An 18101-nucleotide genomic window follows, 5' to 3' on the forward strand; every position below is an offset into this window, starting at 1 on the left:
ATGCCGAGCATGTCCTCGGAGACCCCTGATACTGCCACCGAATTCACGTCCAGGCTTGTCCTGAGTCTGGCGTTCAGGTGCTCCCGTGTCAGCGCCGGCGTACCGGTCGCTTCCCGCCCTGAGCGACCCGTTCTCGTGCGCGGCGATGCCCCGGACAGCGCAGTCGATGATCGACCTCGATGATCGCTATTGGCACTGCCTTAGCGTGACTGCCTGGCGGGCGGGTCGAATGCCGGGGACGTGACACCCAAACTCCTGCTGGGCGCCACCGAGGATTCAGTAGCCGGGGCCCGTGACCTGGGCACTGAAATCACCCGGGCACTCTCCGTCCCGCTGTGCGTGCTGGCGAAGACTTCAGTACGGCAGCAGTCAGAGACCCGAGCCTGTCGGCGGTCAGCACTAGCATCTGGCTCAGTAGCACCACCACGAGCACAGCCGAGGACCACGAGTGATTGTTCAGCCCACTTTCTTCATTCCGCCAGAGATTGAGGCGGGTCTACTCACCGGTGACCTGATCCGCTGCGGCGGCGTGGTGCGTAACACCGCTGGACGCCTCGTGACCCACCTCAAGGAGATCTCCGCTCCCAAGCCGAACGAGGATGCGGTTGAAGCGGCAGCCTGGATGCTCAAGAAGCCAGTCGTCATCGCGGGGCTCGTCACGCTGGCTGTCGTCGGGACGGCCACTGCAGCCGTCGCGATCGTCCGCAAGCGGAAGCGGGCGCTACCGGAGTGCGTCAAGAACTACAACGACTCACTTCGCGCCTACCTCGAGGCTGTCCGAAACCAGAGCCTCGATGCCGAGATCATCGACCGCCTCATCGCCGATCTTGGTGCGGTTAAGGCCTACTCCGAGAACGGCAACATCACGGTCGACTTCTCTACGGAGCAGTCCGAGACCCTGGTCCAGGTTGTCATCGACTACACGCGGCAGCTGGCCCAGGCGAACTCGATCGATCTGGATGAGTCGCCGGAGTCGACCCCGACTTCGACGGACGCTCCCGTCGTGGACCTGCGTCGCTACCTTGAGGTCCAGCGGAGGATTTTCAACGATGCAGCCTGATCGACTGAACGTGGCCTGGTGGAGCGATCACGCGCGTCCGGATGGAATCAGTCGAGCGGCACCACGGCGACGCGTCGAGCCGGAGCTCCCGCGCAGACAAGCGCATCACGCTCCGAGTCAGTGGCCACGATCAACCACGCAGTCCGCGAGTGGATGCGATGCAGGAGCTCCGGTAGCGGCATGATGACCGCGCAAAGCCTGCCGTCCAGGAAGACCGGCCATCCCATCGCGAAGCGGGGATCTGTACCGCGCCACTCCGAGATCTCGGGGTAGTGCCCTGTCCTGTTGGCGATGAAGGTTTCGGCGGGCCTGATGAGCGCATACAACCGATCTGCCCGTGTCGCCGCATCCTCCGAATTGGACAGTGCCTCGCGACGCGTCAGCCGCCGGTGCAGAGCATTCAGCCGCTTCTCGGATTCAGCACGTCGCCTCGTCGCTGTGATCTGAGTCAGCTCTGCTTCAACGTACTCGGGTGCGGTCCACCACAGCGTCCCGCGCCGCGGATCCTGCTGTGGCACAGGCAGTTGCGGCTGGTGTGTGACGACCCGACCGTTGCACACCAGCCGCACCCAACGGTTCAGCCTGATGGTGCTGACATCCTCCCACTCGCCATGCCCAGGACAGGGCAGCCCGTCGCTGTCTTGCGCCCAGTTCGGCTGGTTCTCGCAGCGAGCACGCTCCTGGCACCATCGCTGATCGAATCGCACGACTCCCCCGTCTACGAGCGAGTCGCTGTCGTCGAGTTCGGTTGTCCGTTCGGCGGCACGGATTCGGACGCTTGGGACCTTGCCGAACCACGCGGCAGGCTTCTCCTGGTCCGTCAGCCAGCACACAGCTACCCCGCTGTCGCGCATCACCTCCGTGCGGGCGAGCGCCGCAGCCACGCTGAGGCCAGACAGTTGAACTTCCCACGCCCACCGCTCATGACCATCCGGACTGACCGCAAGCACGTCGGCCCGCCACCCGTCACCGGGGGCCTCCAGGATCGCGTCCCATCCTGCATCTCTGATGGCGGCGGCCAGTTCCGCCTTCAGCAGGTAGTGCTCGAGGCTCTGCCCATTCCACGGGCAGTCGCGGTTAGCGGCGTCGTGTGCGAAGAACCGCAGCCGATTGGGCGCCGGGCTGACCTTGGCGTGCATCCGGCCGCCGCAGGCAACACAGCTCAAGTCCGGCCGGGGACGCACCCGGTACACCGCAGACCAATGCAGCCCAATGCCAAGATCGGCTCGAGTCGCATCAATGGTGGTCCCGCCCCTGAACACAGCCCTCAACGGCACGTCAACACCATGCCCGGCTTCGCCCGCGTTCTCCAGGCCTGACCAACCGGCCGGGCTGCCTGCACGGCGTACCTGCGGTGGCCGCGCCAACGACGCTCGTCCACCGTCCGGGAGGACAGTCAGTCCAGCCAGCCATGTCTGCGCAACGTGTGGGCACGACCGCTGCAGAACCTCGAACAGTACTTCCGAGCGTTGCTGCGAAACATGTTCTGAGCCAGAGGAACACCGCAGACACGGCAGCACTCGTCAGGGATGACCGGAGCCAGATCGACCAGGAGCTGGTCGACGCCGAACTGCTGTTCCGGCAACGGGTCGTTGTCGGCCCGGCAACCGCGGTAGCCGAGCAGCGCGGCGAACGCCGTGCGAAGTTCACCGAGATCGCGGCGGCGGGTACCGAGCAGCGCGAGGTAGTCCTCCAGCGGCCAGGTCACCAGCGCCCCGGCACGGGTGAGGTACATCCCGACCTCGTCGATCTCGTACTGGTCGCTGTAGTCCATCAGGACGTACCCGAGCAGCTGGTGCATGGTGACCAGCGGGAAGTCGTGGACTCGGCGGGTGCTCTTGAAGTCGATCAGGACGCCATCGACGATGAGGTCGGCATCCGCGGTCACGTCCGCGCTGCCGTCGAATACCGGTCCGGGTGAGCATCGTCCTGAAGTCGATCGGGCGCGTAGCGCTGCCAGTGGGCTGGCCTCGGCGAGGTCCAACTGGGCCTGCACGTCAGCGACGAGGTCTCGGTGCGGCACTTCCAACAGGGACTTCAGGGTGAACCTGCGGGGGTGCTGGATCGCCGCTTGAAACAACGGGGTGTCGATGAACGCGATCGGCACGCGATAGCTCAGCGCGTACCAGGCCGCGGCCAGCAGCATGCGCGCCAGGCGCTGCTCGTCCTCGTCGGACCGCAGCATCGGCTCACCGCGCGCGTCCAGGTCCAGGTCAGCGACGGTGACCTTGATGGCGGCCAGGAGCTGTTGCCCGACTTTGGCGAGGGCTTTCCAGTGATCACGGCGAAACGGCCCAGGTTCCGACACGACAGCTCGGCAGTGCGCGACCCCAAGAGCTGTCGCGGCGTCGACCGGGGCTGCGGCACTGAACGCGAGTCGGAGTCGCTGATCGATCGCGGTGCCGACGGTGCCAGCCTCGAATCCCACTCCTTCTCCCGGTAGCACGAGACGGCTGGCCGGGAGCCGGGCACGGAAAGTCGCTCGCAGCGGTCGGGACCCTGCCGACAGCTCCCGGTCCAGGAACCGCCGCAGCGGCGTTCGCGGCGATCCCAATCCCTGCGTGAGGCTCACGGGACGACCGTAGCCAGGACCCCCGACAGTTCCACCCCAGCAACATGCTCGTCGTCGGTGAGCAGCCCAAGGCCGTAGCTCCTCTCATGCAGCAATTCGCCAGCAGCATGTGCGCAGGGTCGAGTCGTGCCGGTAGCTGTACACGCACACGCCGGGGCCCGTGACCAGCCTCCTGCCGGCTTGGCCTCGACCGCCTCGCCGCAACACGTGTGCCCGTATCCGCGCCTGCCCAGCACCCCTGAGCGTTCGAACGCACGGCCGTCGGTAGCCGTCCGGCCCGCCAGCCCAGCGGCATGATCGAGCAGGGAGTCCGGAGTAATTATCGTTTCGATCCGTCGGGCCAGTGCGTGACCATGGGGTATGGATCCCCGGCGCCTCAAAGCGATCACCCAGGTACCCGACGGCCGACGCTTCTCTGTGCTCAGTGAGGGTATGGAGCTGTTGGCCGACAACGTGGCCATGCTCGACCTCGACGCCGGCACGCTCGGCGCCTCCCGACGCGACCGCGGTGCTGCGGTGCTGCGGTGCTTTGCGGAAGAGGAGGCAGCGAAGGTGATGATCCTCCTAGATCTTGCCCGCGCTGGTTGGAAGGACCACGCCGCTGTGAAGGCGTGCCTGCGGAACTTCTACGCACACCTCGCTCGCGGCCTTTACATACGGGCCTACGACGGCTCGCCTGCCGACCTCGCCGAAGTCCGCCAATATCTCGACCACTTGCGACAGCAGTACTACTTGGACGGGCCGATGGAGGTGGATTGGATCTTCGGCAACGAGGTGTCGACCAGTCGCGAGGAACGGCTCTACGTCGACTACATCGAGGACGAGGATGGCGATCGCCGCTGGACCGGTCCGGCCGACCGGGCGGCGGAACTCGACGCACCCTTCGACTTTCCGGCCCCGCAGAGCACGGTGGTCCGGCTTGTGGCCTCGATGCACCGCATCGGTCTCCTCACCGAAGAGGGACTCGCCGCTACCCGCGACGTCTGGGACGGAATAGCCGTGGACGACACCATGCACTGGTCGAACCTCCAGCCTCTTAACGTCGCCGTCATCGAGACGCTGGCCGCCAACGGCCGCCAGTACTCCACCGCAGAAGATCGCGAGGCCGTACGTTGCGTCCTCGAACACTGGAGCTTCCCGCTGACAAGCCTTGACCTGACCCTCGCCAAGGTGGAGCTCTCGGACTTGAAGCGCGAGCGCGCACGATGGCTCGCCCACGAGGCGGGCGTCGTTGACGGACTTGAGGGTGACTACAGCGACTAGTGAAGCCAGGCTGTGCCAACATTCCGAGTACTGACGGCACGGAACATCCTCGTCGCAGTCTGAGCGCGTTGGCGTCGCAGCGACACACTTGTGAGCGCCTGCCAGCTCGTTTGAATGGGTTGCCGCATATCATCATTCGATGCCCGTTCGGCTTCCCGTCCATGTCGGCCTCCGCGCCCCTGGGGCACGCCCCAAGCCACTTACATTTCTGGGCAGCTCATCCCACCAGACCTCGGTCGAAAAGCCCCAGCACGGGATTAGGCAATCCTCGCTGTCGAGAGTCGAGGTCAACTGGGAACAGCTCGGCTTGGAACCTCGGTGGCTCCAACACGAGACGTCCGACTGTGTCGCCGCACTTCAGCCGAACTTCAACGCGGGCGCTTCCGAACAGCGCCGACTGCTGGCCGGCGCCGCCGCCCGCGGCGAAACCGTCCTGTTCGTCGAGGTGATCGGCTCCGTCGTCCCAGACGAACTGCGGTCGCCATCCGGCTACGACGCTTTCGCCCGCCTGCCCGACCAGGACTCGCACATAGCCGTCAAGCGCCTCCCGGAGGGTACGCAGCCAACGTTGGCCGGTGACCTCAGCAGCGCCGACCGCGACCTCGGGCTCAGGCTCCTCAACCGTCGAACCGGGTCGCCGTGGTGGACACTCCACCTGCAGGAAGACGGCACCAACCGCAACGTTCCACGGGGCGAGCTGCGACCTATCCTGCTCGACCCATTGGGCGAACCCGTCGTCGCCGTCTGGATGTCCCCGGACGAGCGCCTGCGCTGGTATCTCGTACCCGACGGCACCGACTGGAACACCCTCCTTGACTGGCTCGTCCACTACGCCATTCCCACCCAAATCCCCAGCGCGGCCTCCCGCTTCAGGCTCGCTTCGGCAGTGGACCCGAGCCTGGAAACCGCAGCGGAGAGCCAGATCCGTGAGGCGCTGGCCGAAATGGAGAGCCGGTACGCCGAGGACCGGACACACCTGGAGAACGCTCTGGCGAAAGCCAAGACCACAGCCGACGCCATGCGAGAAGGCCTGCTGTACGGCACCAGTGACATCCTCGTACAAGCCGTAGCGGAAGTCCTGACCGCAGCCGGCTTCGCCGTGAACGACCTCGACGCCATGCTCGGCGCGACCATCTCGGCCGACCTCCTCGTGACGCTCGATTCCCGCCGCCACCTGATCGAAGTGAAATCGGCAGGCCGGAACGCCAGCGAGTCGCTGATCTTCGACCTCAGGAAGCACCTGGACACCTGGGGTGCACTGCGTCCCAGCCAGCCGGTCGAGGGAGGAGCCTTGATCGTCAACCACGAGCTGCGGGTTCCGCCGAACCAACGAACCCGTCAGGTCTACCGCCGTCCGGAGTTCATCGCATCGCTCACGCTGCCGGTCATCTCGACTCTCGATCTGTTCGACTGGTGGCGCACCGAGAACTGGGGCGCAATCCGCACGACGGTGTCCGGCCACCTGTAGGCGATCGTCGAATCAGACGTGGGTCTGGCTTGACTCGACCGAAATCGACCCGCAATTCTGCGGTCGCGTTCAGCTCCCCGTGCCAGCGCCTACAGCCGGGTGTGCCTCGCCCCGAACGCGCGGACGCAGGCGTAGGCGCGGGGCCGGCGGACCTTCGAGTTCGATCTGTGCGGCGCCGAACCGCAACATGACCGGGTCGATGTATGTCTCAGCCGGAGAGCAGATCGCGCTCGGAATCCCCACTGCGGGCCCGGTCAGCAGTTCACCTATCTCGTCCCCGGAGTATCCGCGCTTCCATTCCACGCGTGCAGCGGAGTTGCTGCGTCGTGGTGCGCGGACTCTGGTGTCGTGTTCGCTGCGGCGCCAGAACAAGGCGTTGCGTGCCATCAGTGCGCTCAGGAGAACGGTGGCGGGTCGGATGCGCCAGGAGTCGGCGACTGCTTCCTCGATGGGGTCAAGCCGGTCTTCGTCCCACAGCGCGATCGCGCCTCCGTTGCGCTCATGGCCCGCGTGGTGGCGCTGGAGTTCGAGCCCCAGATCGCGCCGGAGGGTCTTTCCTGTGTGAGGTCGGCAGTCAACCAGTTCCAGCGCACCGTTGGTTGGAACGTGCACAAGCATGATGGTTCTGTGCTTGAAGCCGCTGATACGCAGGCCTGGGATCCCGGCGTGTTCGAATGCGCCGTCGGCGAAGATTCGGCTGTGCGGAAGCAAGTATGACGCGACGCGGGCAGCCACCGTGCACTGGATGATCAACCGGTCTGGCTACGGTGAGATCCAGCCAAGATACGAGTGCAGCTCGTGCATGCTCCGGCCGCTCGGGCTGTCCCAGGGGTGTTGCCGATGGGCGCTGTTGAAGCAACCAAACAACAAGGCTTGAAAGCATTGCTGTCCAGGCTGGACAGTATCCAGAACACGGCGGCCGTTGACCCGATTCGCGGCGTGCAGGTGCTGTGGACCGCCGAGCAGGTCGACGCAGTGCGCGAAGTGGAGCTTGTCGGTGGTGTGCGGCATGTCGTCCTCATCCTGTGGCGCACATCCCGGACTGTGACCACTGAAGGCGAACGGCATGGCAGACCACGGCGCGAACAAGGACTGGGCATCGCACCCTCTGGGCGTCCGCTTGGTTGCTTCCGGGTATCCAAGCCACCAGTGCCTGTCCTCAAGGCGAGGCGAACTGTACGACCTCGCCCCGAGGACAGGCAAACCGCGCGACCCGCTAGGGCGGCTGACGGTCTCGCCGTGTTCGCGAGTGCCGTCGACGAAGCCGACCGACGCGCTCGCAGGGCGGTGTAGTTGCTGATGCCCAGCATCGCCAAGCCGAGTTGGACACGCATCGTGCCGTCATGGCATTCAGCCAGTTGGGCACCGGCGATGCCGATGCGATCGTCGATGAGCGCCGACGCGACGTCTTCGGCGAGAATCGGCCCGTAGTAGTGGGCGATCCACTCGTTGCCGTGGCCCCGAAGATAGCCTCAGTAAGTGGAGGCGCTGGGGACGCCCGCGGAGCAGCCGGTCCCATTCCAGCTCGCCCAGCGCCCATCGTTGATGGTTCCGACGCGGCGACCGAAATACGTATCGCAATGAACGAGATACTAAAAGACGGTCAACTGACCCCCTTCGTCGAGGAGCGTCGCATTGCTCGGCGACTTTCGACTCTCTTCACTGACCGGAAAGACGCTCGCCCGAGTGAGGTCCGCTACCGTAACCTGAGGCCCACCAAGCACTCGATCAAGCAAATCCGCTTGCGCCGATTCCAGAGATACTAGCCTCTCGAGAACGTTCAGCAGATTCAGCAGTTCGCTTGTCATTGCCGACGTCCACGAACGCGGGCGAATTTCGTCGAGCGCACTGGACCGTCGCCCTGCTGAGATCTTCTTGCGATATCCGAACCATTTTCGTACGACCCTCATTCCTGAGACTTCATAATCCCAGACAGCGTTCGATACCGGACTAATCTCCCCGTCGCCAACCAGTAGGGTATTCGAACCCTGGTCATACTTGATCTCGTTTGGCATGTTCTCTTCGTCATGGGGAATCGCCACGACAACTTTTGCCCTCTGCTCTGACACGGTCCGCGGTGGCCCGGACGGGCGACCCGAGGAAGCATCGACGCACCGTTCCCCATACGTGTGCAGCCATATTATCTCTCGGCCAATCTCAACCGCCTCGTCATACAGGTCACGGTTCGCAGTGAAGGGGATCCGCACACCCGGAACGCTCAACTCGTCACGGAACCGTTGAGTAAATGCCGGATGGGCAACGACCGCAGCCGCATATGCCGCAATGTCTTCGACGTTTGTATCGACACCGAGAACAGAGGCGATGTGATCTGCCAAGCCGGGAGCAAGATTGGGGGCACCCCCAAGAGCATCCCGATAAAGAGGCATTACGCGACCGCCGCGCCCGTTGAAGAAATGCATGTCCGGCAGCAGACTGCTAAAGGTCAGGGCCGGGCCAGACTCGATCGGCTGTGCGTGCTGTTCGGCGACATACATTTGGCTTGGAGAGTTCACTGCCCAGAGATCAGGTCGCGCCGGATACATAAGACGATGATCGGCCAGCAGATACTGGCGATCGAAAGATCGAAGACCATAGCGGACAACCTCGGGCGACGCAGCGTCGACCGGCTCATCAGAGAGAGGCGGCATTCGGGTTGATGGGTCGCCCGTCTGCGGCAGATACTCGGGCCGACTGTGCACGGTTCGATTGCGGCTTGTCTTCAACAGTTCATTGCGTACGCTGACGTTCGGGTCCGCAACCAATCTGCGCCAGCGGTGCTGAAGAGTGGCAGCATCCGGGTCGATGACCCAAGCTCGTTCTGTCTTGACACCTGGCGATACCCACGGCAGGAGATCAGCCAACGGCGGATAGGCCGCCCATTCGGCTCCGCCTGCCGGAGTGAATGGCTCGCGCCAAGAATCACCACAGTCCAGCCATTCTTCTCCGCCTAGATCGAGCGTGGCGAGCTGCTCGAACTTGATTCTGCGGGAGCCTTTGAGTCGCGTATGGTGAATCTTGGCAGGGATGTCCGAGTCACCATTGCCATAGCGCACCAAGATGGCGATACAGAGGGGTTGCTGCACGTGAGGGAAGATCCGGGTGGCCACGTCGGGCTGGTGACCTTCTGGCGTGAGGTCGATGATCCAGCCTTCGTCGGCAGCGCGGCGCAGATATTCGCGCATTCCCGCAAACCCCGGACCGGTCGTGAAACCACTCGGCGTGATAAAAGCAACCACTCCCGCTGGGGCATCGGCATGGTGATCGAAGACTTTCCAGGTAGCCCAGCGCCAGAAGTATACGTACAGATTACTTAGCACGTATTCATATTTGCCGTTACCTTCAGCCCGAAATGCGTCTATCGGGGGCAGCTCTCCCATCCCGCCATTGCCAGCTTCGATCCATCCGCCGAGCCCTTTTGCCTTGTCGCGATATGGCGGGTTCCCGATGACAACCATGACCGGCTCATCCCGCTTGACCTTGTTGGCTGCACGACGTGATCTGGCGATGGGTTCGAGCCCGGCGTACATGTGTGCGTGTTCGGCGTCCGGATTGTCCAGTGTGTCGGCCACGTAGAGGCGCAGTCCGTCGGCGGGAGCTTCGGTGTGACGACGCCGAAGTGCCTCATAGCTGCGCATTTCTGCTACCGCGTACGGGCCCGCCTGCCGCTCGAACCCGATCACACGGGATGCCATGCGACGGAGTCGCGCGGGAACTGCGCCGCTTCCCTCTTCCTCCATGATCGCCTCAGCGGCTTGCTCGATCACATTGAGCAGGTATGTCCCGGTGCCCATCGCCGGGTCGACAACGACGACTTCATCGGATGCGAATCCGAGCGGTTGACCCAATCCGTTCTTGAGCAAGCCGTCGACGAGTCGAACCATGTTCTCGACGACTTCGACCGGAGTGTAATAGGAGCCGGTCTGCTTTCGCAGTTCAGGGTCGTATACTTCCAGGAAGTCTTCGTACAGGTGAAGATAAGGGTCCTTTCGGCCACCTTCGAATCGACCCCAGTCGACCGCCCCAACTACTCGAAGCAACGTGTCGATCGTGCGGGTCAGAGTGCCGAGACTATCGTCGGTCAGAACGTCGAGTGCCTTCCCCATCAGCGAGTGACCTCGGCCGAGCTGTCGAGCAATCTCACCCATCGGTTGTCCCGCGAAATCGATCCGCTCGACCCTTGCGAGCAGGAGTGCGAAGGTGACCGTTTGGGCATACCCGTCGGCGAATTGCGCGTCGTCGGCTTCTGGGAAGAGCAGCTCCCGCCAGTCAGCGGCGAGCCGAGTAAAAGGACCACCGTCCTGGCGCTCGGCCCGAAGCGCTTCGGCAACTTCCTCGCGCAACAGACGACACAACCCTGCAACGCTGTTGACAAGCTGCTTCAGCGTGCGCGGAGGGATCGGCTCCCATCTCAGGAACGAGTCGAGGATGCTGGCAAGACCAGGCCCATCGGTGCCGAGCCTGTCACCGTGGGTTCTGACGTTTCCTGCGAGCTGCACAACATCGCCGAGCCGTTCGCCTCGCCGGTACAACGCCCACTCGTTGCCGTCCGTGTAGAGCACGTTGGGCAGGCCGCGGAGCTTCTCCCACTGCAGGCGATCATGGCTCTTCGCGCCCCAGCGTTGTGGGTCCACGCCCTTGCCGGGTGCCTTCACCTCTACATAGCCGACCAGAGCACCGTCGACCTCGATTGCATAGTCGGCCCTCACCCTTAACTCGGACAGGCTCGTCTCGCCGACCGGGTTGAGCTCCAGGCCAAGGCTGCGAGCCACCGACTTGAGCAATGTTTCCAGCGGCCCGCGCATCTGGTCTTCAGGTTGGCCAGAACCACCGAGCTTCGGCTGCACCTCGGCACCGAATCGCGATACCGCGACTGCCACAGCGGCTTCCACGGTACCCGGCAAATCGCGTATGGCAGGCCCGGCTGTTCCTGAAGCATCCTGTGACCTCGGTACATCGTGTGGCACGCCGCGCTCCCCTCGCTTCTTCGCAACGGTAGTGGATCAACGGTGCGGAGACAGTCCAGATGATTGTGTCCGACTGCGATGGCATTGACGCCCCGGCCCTCGATGACCATGTCGATCTTGCACACCATGTAGAGCTTGGCGCCGACCTGGTGGCCTGCGGCCCGATGAGAGAACCGTGCGATCCCAGGCCACTGCCTGCGGTCACCTTCCCGCTTCACAACCCCGGCGTGTTCCAGTGGGACGAGGTGGAGGTCCCACGTGTGCAGAGGCCCAGACGGGGCTGTTGACGCTGCGCAGTAGTGCTCGATGCTGCCTATCTCCCCGGACCAACTCAGATCGAGATGCTCGTCGACGGGCAGGTCGAGGCCCACCGCAGCGATGATCAGCCCGGTGGTCTGCATCGTGCGCGCAGCCGATCGACTCGCACATCCCATTCGCAACGCGCGGCTCCATCGCGGGTGCCACGGGCCGACCGAAGGCTGGCGTCCACGGCCCCTCACAGTCAGTCGAGACACTGGATGGCCATTGCGAGCGCCGGCCGACTCGTCGAACGACCTGGCCGCCATCGTGGGGCGATTGGAGTGTCGTCGGCACCCCAGAAGTCGCTGGTCTGCCAGCATCTCAACGATGAAACGGGTGAGGACGATCCCCAACTCGGCAGCAACATCGGCTTGTGTTGACCAGGTCTTCGTGCCGATGTCGCTCGGGGGCCAGCAGCAGTGACAATCGACCTGCGCTCTCATCCACACGAGGACGTGCTGCAACGTGTGGAAACCACGCTCCGGGTCAGCCTTGATCGGACCAGGTGCGTCCGCAAGCGTCGTTCGATCGGCGCGCCCACGGACCGCAGCACATGGATCCGCATCGAGGCTCGCCCACCTGACAAGTTGCACGGTCAGGGCAACGGCGTGGCAGCAACAGCCGAGCTCACCGGAATCGCCAAACCCACTTGGCACGCTGGCATCGCGTGGAACGACGCCCAGCGAGAACTCATATGGCGCGTCGACGAGACCGATCTCGTCACGGCCACGCCGATCAAGTCCGGCGGCACCCTCACCGTGGACCCGAACCTGCCGACCGCATGGTGGGCGAGGTTGAACACGTCCCTCGACGCGTTATCGACTGCGCACACCTCGAGGGTCGCAACTCTGCATACGATCCCGATGACGCAAACGCGGCTGAGTGCCGGCATCGCGCGGGTGTTTCCTGAATTGGCGGACACAATCCTCGACGAGTGGACGGTCGCCCACGCCGACCTCAGTTGGGCGAACGTCACGGCTCCGGAGTTCTGGTTGCTTGACTGGGAAGACTGGGGCAGGGCACCGCGAGGCCTCGACGCAGCCATGCTGTGGACCAACTCCTTGGCCGTGCCGCAGTTGGCCGATCGTGTCAGATCTGAACGTGCCGCTGATCTGAGCAGCCGTTCCGGGCAGCTGGTGAGCTTGTACTTCTGCTGCGAGATCCTTGCACCCCCCGCTGGCTACAACGATCCTCTGCTCGAACCGGCAAGTTCGGAGGCCCAGCGTCTGCTCGCCATGCTGCATTGCTGAGGCCGATTGCTCCGTCTGGTCGTTGCACCGCCTCAACCCCCGTTGTCGACCGTCCGTCATGGAGGGCTCGCTCTGAGCGACCGACGGCAGGGGGAAGATGGCTGAACTCGGCTGTAGCAAGCAGGTGCAGGCCCAGTTTGCTGGTGACAGGGTTGTAGACCGGTTTTGGAACTGACCATTGACCGTGTGGGAATGGCGCCGGTTCGTGGGGAGATGTCGAGTCAGGCTGGTTTGCGGATGAGGCTGGTGTAGCCAGCCAGGGCGAGGACGGCCAGGGCCCAGACGATGGCCTGGATGATCCAGATGACGATCGCGAAGCCCTGTCCCCGTCTGGTCGTGGTGTCCGGGGCGCAGCTCCCGCGGAGCCCGGTGGGGCCCAAGGGCAATCCACGGTCCAAGCCGAGGCCGACGAGTTCGACGGTAGAGCACGCCGCGCCAGCCGTGGTGGGAATACCTGGTGGGGCGGCGCGTTCGGCGGCGTGGTGGCCTGGGCGGGTGTCGACCTGGCCAGCGACGTAGCCGACGGTTCCGGCGGCGGCCAAGGCCAGCAGCAGTGCCAGGGCAGTGCGGCGAGCCCGATACCCGTATCCCGTCAACCTGCCCCATAGGCAGTGGGCGAGTTGGAAGAACCGATTGCCCAGATCGCGGGGTGCGCGGTTACGAAGGTCGTCTTGCTGGTCTATGAGAATGCGTCGTGCGTTGCCGTCATGGCCTGCGGAGCGTTCGGCTGCGGCGAGTTGCTGGTAGGGCTGCGGTCGATAGTCCTGGGTGTGGTGGCGGACCAGGTGCAGCCATTGCGTCCAGTTGACATGTCCCAGTGCACGGAACGTGAAGCCGTCGAGGTCGATGTGGCGAGTGTGCGCGTATGAGCTGCACGAGCGCGGTTCGGGGCAGATCACGGTCGCCGGTAGGACTACCTCTGCACCTACACCAGCACCCTGGACGGTGAGTGCGATTCCGGACGGGTTCTGCACGTTGGTTCCGTCGCAGTTGAACTGGCCGCCGATGCGGGCGTTCAGCAGTCGGATCGTGCCAAGTGCGCCCGTCCCATTTGCGTGCATCCGTTGGAGAGATAGGTTGCCCTCGACCTGCAAGCGGTCGGCGTACAGCGCGGGGCCACAGTCGTTGGTGATCTCCGCGTCATCGCAGGCCAGATAGCCTCCGACGTGTGCACCAATCAGGCGGACAACGCCGCGCTTCCCCATGCCGCGCGCCCGTATCTGCCGCAGGAACAGGTCCTTGTCGACGTGGAGTCCATCGGCTACGAGAGCAGGGCCAGAGTGATTGGTGATTTCCGTGCGGTCGCAGCCGAGCTGGCCGCCGACGTGGGCACCCGATATTCGGATCGCGCCGTCCTCGCCAGCCGCGTCCGCCCGCGTTCGCAGGATGAACAGGTCCTTGTCGACGTGGAGTCCATCGGCTACGAGAGCAGGGCCAGAGTGATTGGTGATTTCCGTGCGGTCGCAGCCGAATTGGCCGCCGACGTGAGCACCCAGCAGACGCATCGCGCCGTTCCTGCCGGCCCCTTTTGCTTGTACCCGCTCGAGCCAGAGGCTGCCGTCGACCCGAATGCGTTCGGTTATCAGGGAGGGGCCAGAGTCGTTGACAAGCTTTGCGTCGTTGCAGCTGAACTGTCCGCCGACGTGGGCGTCCAACAGACGGAGCGCGCCGTTTTCGCCAACCCCGCTCGCTCGCAACCGCCGGGCCGACAGGTTACTCCCGACCTGAAGCCGGTCGGCGCTCAGTGCTGGACCGGAGTCGTTGGTGATCTCCGCGTCGTCACAGTCAAGTTCGCCGCCGATGTGCGCGTCCATTAGACGGATCGTGCCGCGTTCGCTGGTTCCGCTCGACCGTACGTGTTCCAGGACGAGTTCGCCTTCGGTACGGAGGCCGTCGGCGTGCATCATCGTGATGACGGACCCGCGCAAGACCAGCCGAGGCAACCTTGCCCATTCGGCAGTGACTCTTTCAGTGATAACGCATTCGACCAACTCCAGGCCCACGACGGCGTAGACGTAGCTGAGGTCCAGATCGCCGACGATCTGTGCTCCGCGCACACGGATGCCACGTGGATCGAGTTCGCCGCGACGCCCGAGCAGTAGTTCGCGGATCACCTCCGCCCGGATAGAGAGCTCAGGGTCCGTGTTGCCGGCGAGGTCGTCCACCGATAAGTCACTGCACGCACACTCGGAACCTCGCCGCGCGGAGTCGACGACTTTTCGCTCGTGGCCGGTGAGGTCGTCAAGAAGGTGGATCTGCATGGTGGAGGTTCCTGCTTTTAGGACAGTGTGGAGTTGACCGCTGACTGGGAGGACGCCGCGTAGGCAGTCATCGTCGGGCCAGGTCCTTCAGGAGTTCCGCATAGGGTTCGTCGTCGAACTCCGCGGATGCTGCCCTCTGGCCGTTGGTCGCGAAGGTCCAGCTATGGTCAGGTCGGCCAAGTTGGGTGCATTGCTGGCAGCTGACGCGCAGCGTGTGGCCAGTCTCGTAGACGCGGTAGCCAGTGCCGGTCAGCACGTGCAGTCCGTTCGGGCAACAGGCGGGAACGACCACGACATGCGCTCCGTGCGCGATTGTCCTGTAGCGCGCCCTGCTGCCGGGCTGCCGCGTTCCGTCGAGGTCGTCGGTCGAGCCAGTCGCCATGACCGAGGATCGTAGCGTCGCTCGAACATGTATTCGAGTCGGGCACATGCCAACACCATGATCATCCGGCACAGCGGCTGGGAGCCCCGGAGTCATAACGGCAAGCCGCCACTCATTCGCACAAGTGTTCGATCAGCCTTCGCGTTGGCGACCAGGTCAATGGGGCCGCTCGGTGCCTGGCGCGTAGTTCGGCCAGCAGGCGGTGCGGCGTGGCGCCGTAGTCCACCAATCCGTTGATCCGGCGCCGACAGGTCAGGCCGTGCGACCTGCATGTTAGGAGATACCTGGCTGGGGCCAGTAAAGCGTGTCGCGAGCTACTTCCATCATCGGAAGGATCACGTCCGCCAGGGCAGGTGTGGTGGCAAGGACGCTGCCGGACAGGGTGGTATGCGGCTGGCCATCGACATCGAGGACAAGCGCACCAGCTTCGCGGGCGATGATCGCGCCGGAGGCGGTGTCCCAGGTCCGGTTGCCGAACAGGACGCTGGCGTCCAGGGTGCCGTCGGCGACCCACACCAGTTCCAGCGCGGTCGTTCCGAGCCGACGCACTCCTTGTGCTCGGCCGGTGAGCCGGTGGTCCAGGTCGGCGCACAACCGGTCGCGGACTTCGGCGTTCGGACCGCTGCCGTAGTCGCACATCCCGATGACGGCCTCGTGCAGTTCGGAGGTGGTCGAGACGGAGATGCGGTCGCCGTCGCGGTAAGCGCCTTGCCCCTGGACCGCCCAATAGCGGGCTCCGAGGAACGGGAGGGCGGTGATCCCCAGTATGGGCTGGTGTTCGTGAACGAGTGCCAGGGCGATCGCGAACAGGGGACTGCCGTGGGCGTAGTTGATCGTGCCGTCGATCGGATCAAGGACCCAGTAAGTGTTCTGGTCGCCGAAGGCGCCGTGTTCCTCGCCGAGGAAACCAATCTGGGGATCCCAGTTGTGCAACAGGTCTCGAATGAGCTTCTCGATGGCTGGGTCGATGTTCGTCACCAGGTCGCGGTCGCCCTTGGTGCTGATGCGAGTCGGTTGGTGGTGCAGAACGTATTGCACAGCCAGGTCGATCGCACGCTGTGCGGCGGGCAGCGCACGGTCTAGATCAAGCGTGGGCATCGCGGGTGTTTCCTCGATCGGCATTGGACTTGGCGCTACGCGATCTGCGGCAGCGAGGCGCGCCCGACGACGAGGCGCGGCGCGAGCCGTTCGTTGGGAGCAGGCAAGGCGATGAGCTCGTCGATGATCTCCCCCAGCGTGCCGTCCTGTTGCCAGGTGATGCCTCCGCTGTAGTCGGTTCGCACGCCGCGCGCATCGGTGGTGTATCGGACGCGAAGGGCGTCGGCCCACCCCTCTGGCCAAGTGCGTACGGCGTGCACCTCGACAACCTGATCGTCCACAATGGTCGGAAGGAAAATCCAGCCGACATCGCGGAGGTCGATGAGCCTTTGCAGGTCCGGGAATTCCACGAGGGCAGCCGACAGCTCTGCTGCGTTCACGAGGTGATCACCTCAACTGTTCGAGCGTGACGGTTCCTGGCCCGCTGGCGCTGCCCCGAAATGCCGCTCATGATTTCCACGGCCACCACGCCCATTGGGCGTCAGCCAACAACTTGCCCGCACGCAGACGGTCCCTGATGGCCTCGGGACGCAAAGGTTCGAGGTCGTGTTCGCCGGCCCAACGGAACGGACGCGGGTCGGCGGCGACGAGCTGCAGCTGGTCGACGTCGCTCAGAGTCACGTCGAACACGAAGGCCAACTCGGACTCGGGATCGTGCGCGGCATCAGCGGTGCCGTGCTCAATGACAGCACAGAAGTCCGCCTGCGCGACGGTTACGCCGAGCTGATCGTGCAGCGATCTCCTGAGGGCGTGCTCGATGGGTTCTCCCGCGCGCACAACTCCGCCGGGCAGCACGTCGGCGTTCCGCGCGCGATCCTCGATCAGGAGTAGACGGACGTCCTTCCCGATGAGGGCGTATACCGCGACGAGTGGGGAGGTGTTGCCTTTGCTCATCGTGGATCACCGGTCCGGGGGTCGTGGGCGTTGTGGCGAAGGAGGCTGACGCAACCCAACGGTGTCGCGAAGTTGGTCTTCCGTTGTGGGCGGCGGCGAACACCTAGGTTGATGCGCACCGTCCGCCGCTGCCCTGTTCAGTCAACGACCCGTGATCATCAATATCCAGAGCGTGCGTGCGGCGACGATGGGGCGCGAATGGGGCGTCGGCGTTGCCGAGCAGCGTGAACACCGCTGGGCGACCTGGTGTCGGTGCGGTTGATTCGCCCGATCGTGACCGTCTGGGCTTGAAGCGGCGAACATCTCTTCTGGATCTTGCGTAGTTGCGTCCGCAGCTACCGTCCTTGTTGGAGTCACCGATCCCGGAGTTGCGAACGGCACTTGCGCGCCGGTTCAACAACGTCATGTGGTGTTCGCGGGAGCCGAAGACCCCCACGACACCACGGAGCGCCGATCCGCAGGTCATCGGCGGCCAGCATCGTGGTGCGGTTGAGACAGACGTCGTTCCGCTGCTTGTGGTCCGCGATGGACGGTCGGGTCGCTCATCGCGGACCACGCCCAGTCAACGGTGTCCGGCGTGCCGACCACC

At 64.3% G+C, this 18101-nt stretch carries 14 protein-coding genes; 5 read left to right on the forward strand and 9 right to left on the reverse strand.

Annotated features, from left to right (window positions below):
* Nucleotides 1-448 precede the first annotated feature (448 nt).
* Complete coding sequence (locus tag ACIA8G_RS21525) at nucleotides 449-1060, forward strand: hypothetical protein (protein WP_396420393.1); 612 nt, start codon at nucleotides 449-451, stop codon at nucleotides 1058-1060.
* A gap of 47 nt (nucleotides 1061-1107) precedes the next feature.
* Here the strand turns inward: ACIA8G_RS21525 and ACIA8G_RS21530 are convergent, their stop codons facing one another.
* Both ACIA8G_RS21530 and ACIA8G_RS21535 read right to left on the reverse strand, forming a co-directional pair.
* Nucleotides 1108-2199, reverse strand: a complete 1092-nt coding sequence (locus ACIA8G_RS21530; RefSeq protein WP_396420394.1) for a hypothetical protein — start codon at nucleotides 2197-2199, stop codon at nucleotides 1108-1110.
* Nucleotides 2200-2456: 257 nt separating this feature from the next.
* Nucleotides 2457-3488, reverse strand: a complete 1032-nt coding sequence (locus tag ACIA8G_RS21535) for a hypothetical protein (protein ID WP_396420395.1) — start codon at nucleotides 3486-3488, stop codon at nucleotides 2457-2459.
* Between the two features lie 576 nt (nucleotides 3489-4064).
* Here ACIA8G_RS21535 and ACIA8G_RS21540 point away from each other — a divergent pair.
* The 3 genes from ACIA8G_RS21540 to ACIA8G_RS21550 all read left to right on the forward strand — a co-directional run bounded on the left by ACIA8G_RS21540 (nucleotide 4065) and on the right by ACIA8G_RS21550 (nucleotide 7080).
* A complete protein-coding gene (locus ACIA8G_RS21540; protein ID WP_396420396.1) occupies nucleotides 4065-4895 on the forward strand; it encodes a hypothetical protein in 831 nt (276 codons plus the stop codon).
* A 139-nt stretch (nucleotides 4896-5034) separates the two neighbouring features.
* On the forward strand, nucleotides 5035-6363 hold the full coding sequence (locus tag ACIA8G_RS21545) for a hypothetical protein (RefSeq protein WP_396420397.1): 1329 nt from the start codon (nucleotides 5035-5037) through the stop codon (nucleotides 6361-6363).
* Nucleotides 6364-6711: 348 nt separating this feature from the next.
* On the forward strand, nucleotides 6712-7080 hold the full coding sequence (locus tag ACIA8G_RS21550; protein WP_396420398.1) for a hypothetical protein: 369 nt from the start codon (nucleotides 6712-6714) through the stop codon (nucleotides 7078-7080).
* A 45-nt stretch (nucleotides 7081-7125) separates the two neighbouring features.
* On the opposite strand, the gene ACIA8G_RS21555 is transcribed toward ACIA8G_RS21550, so the two are convergent.
* A complete protein-coding gene (locus tag ACIA8G_RS21555; RefSeq protein ID WP_396420399.1) occupies nucleotides 7126-7374 on the reverse strand; it encodes a hypothetical protein in 249 nt (82 codons plus the stop codon).
* Nucleotides 7375-7955: 581 nt separating this feature from the next.
* On the reverse strand, nucleotides 7956-11240 hold the full coding sequence (locus tag ACIA8G_RS21560; protein WP_396420400.1) for a type ISP restriction/modification enzyme: 3285 nt from the start codon (nucleotides 11238-11240) through the stop codon (nucleotides 7956-7958).
* Nucleotides 11241-12046: 806 nt separating this feature from the next.
* Between ACIA8G_RS21560 and ACIA8G_RS21565 the strand changes: the two genes are divergently transcribed.
* The gene (locus tag ACIA8G_RS21565; RefSeq protein WP_396420401.1) at nucleotides 12047-12877 is read left to right on the forward strand and encodes a hypothetical protein; all 831 of its coding nucleotides are present in this window, start codon (nucleotides 12047-12049) and stop codon (nucleotides 12875-12877) included.
* Between the two features lie 221 nt (nucleotides 12878-13098).
* On the opposite strand, the gene ACIA8G_RS21570 is transcribed toward ACIA8G_RS21565, so the two are convergent.
* The 5 genes from ACIA8G_RS21570 to ACIA8G_RS21590 all read right to left on the reverse strand — a co-directional run bounded on the left by ACIA8G_RS21570 (nucleotide 13099) and on the right by ACIA8G_RS21590 (nucleotide 17512).
* Nucleotides 13099-15138 (reverse strand): hypothetical protein, encoded by a 2040-nt coding sequence (locus ACIA8G_RS21570; RefSeq protein WP_396420402.1) that lies wholly within the window; start codon nucleotides 15136-15138, stop codon nucleotides 13099-13101.
* A 67-nt stretch (nucleotides 15139-15205) separates the two neighbouring features.
* On the reverse strand, nucleotides 15206-15520 hold the full coding sequence (locus ACIA8G_RS21575; RefSeq protein WP_396420403.1) for a hypothetical protein: 315 nt from the start codon (nucleotides 15518-15520) through the stop codon (nucleotides 15206-15208).
* A gap of 273 nt (nucleotides 15521-15793) precedes the next feature.
* On the reverse strand, nucleotides 15794-16642 hold the full coding sequence (locus ACIA8G_RS21580; RefSeq protein ID WP_396420404.1) for an inositol monophosphatase family protein: 849 nt from the start codon (nucleotides 16640-16642) through the stop codon (nucleotides 15794-15796).
* Between the two features lie 11 nt (nucleotides 16643-16653).
* Nucleotides 16654-16998, reverse strand: coding sequence for a hypothetical protein (locus ACIA8G_RS21585; RefSeq protein ID WP_396420405.1), 345 nt, complete (start codon nucleotides 16996-16998; stop codon nucleotides 16654-16656).
* Nucleotides 16999-17065: 67 nt separating this feature from the next.
* Complete coding sequence (locus ACIA8G_RS21590) at nucleotides 17066-17512, reverse strand: NUDIX domain-containing protein (RefSeq protein ID WP_396420406.1); 447 nt, start codon at nucleotides 17510-17512, stop codon at nucleotides 17066-17068.
* Nucleotides 17513-18101: the final 589 nt, after the last annotated feature.

This window comes from Lentzea sp. NPDC051213 (genome assembly GCF_044455585.1).
GTDB lineage: Bacteria > Actinomycetota > Actinomycetes > Mycobacteriales > Pseudonocardiaceae > Lentzea.

What these genes read in the sequence shown, in the direction of transcription:
- ACIA8G_RS21530 (WP_396420394.1), bottom strand. Translation starts at nt 2,199, where the DNA reads ATGCACGCCAAGGTCAGCCCGGCGCCCAATCGGCTGCGGTTCTTCGCA.
- ACIA8G_RS21540 (WP_396420396.1), top strand. Translation starts at nt 4,065, where the DNA reads ATGGAGCTGTTGGCCGACAACGTGGCCATGCTCGACCTCGACGCCGGC.
- ACIA8G_RS21545 (WP_396420397.1), top strand. Translation starts at nt 5,035, where the DNA reads ATGCCCGTTCGGCTTCCCGTCCATGTCGGCCTCCGCGCCCCTGGGGCA.
- ACIA8G_RS21555 (WP_396420399.1), bottom strand. Translation starts at nt 7,374, where the DNA reads ATGCCGCACACCACCGACAAGCTCCACTTCGCGCACTGCGTCGACCTG.
- ACIA8G_RS21570 (WP_396420402.1), bottom strand. Translation starts at nt 15,138, where the DNA reads ATGCAGATCCACCTTCTTGACGACCTCACCGGCCACGAGCGAAAAGTC.
- ACIA8G_RS21575 (WP_396420403.1), bottom strand. Translation starts at nt 15,520, where the DNA reads ATGGCGACTGGCTCGACCGACGACCTCGACGGAACGCGGCAGCCCGGC.
- ACIA8G_RS21580 (WP_396420404.1), bottom strand. Translation starts at nt 16,642, where the DNA reads ATGCCGATCGAGGAAACACCCGCGATGCCCACGCTTGATCTAGACCGT.
- ACIA8G_RS21590 (WP_396420406.1), bottom strand. Translation starts at nt 17,512, where the DNA reads ATGAGCAAAGGCAACACCTCCCCACTCGTCGCGGTATACGCCCTCATC.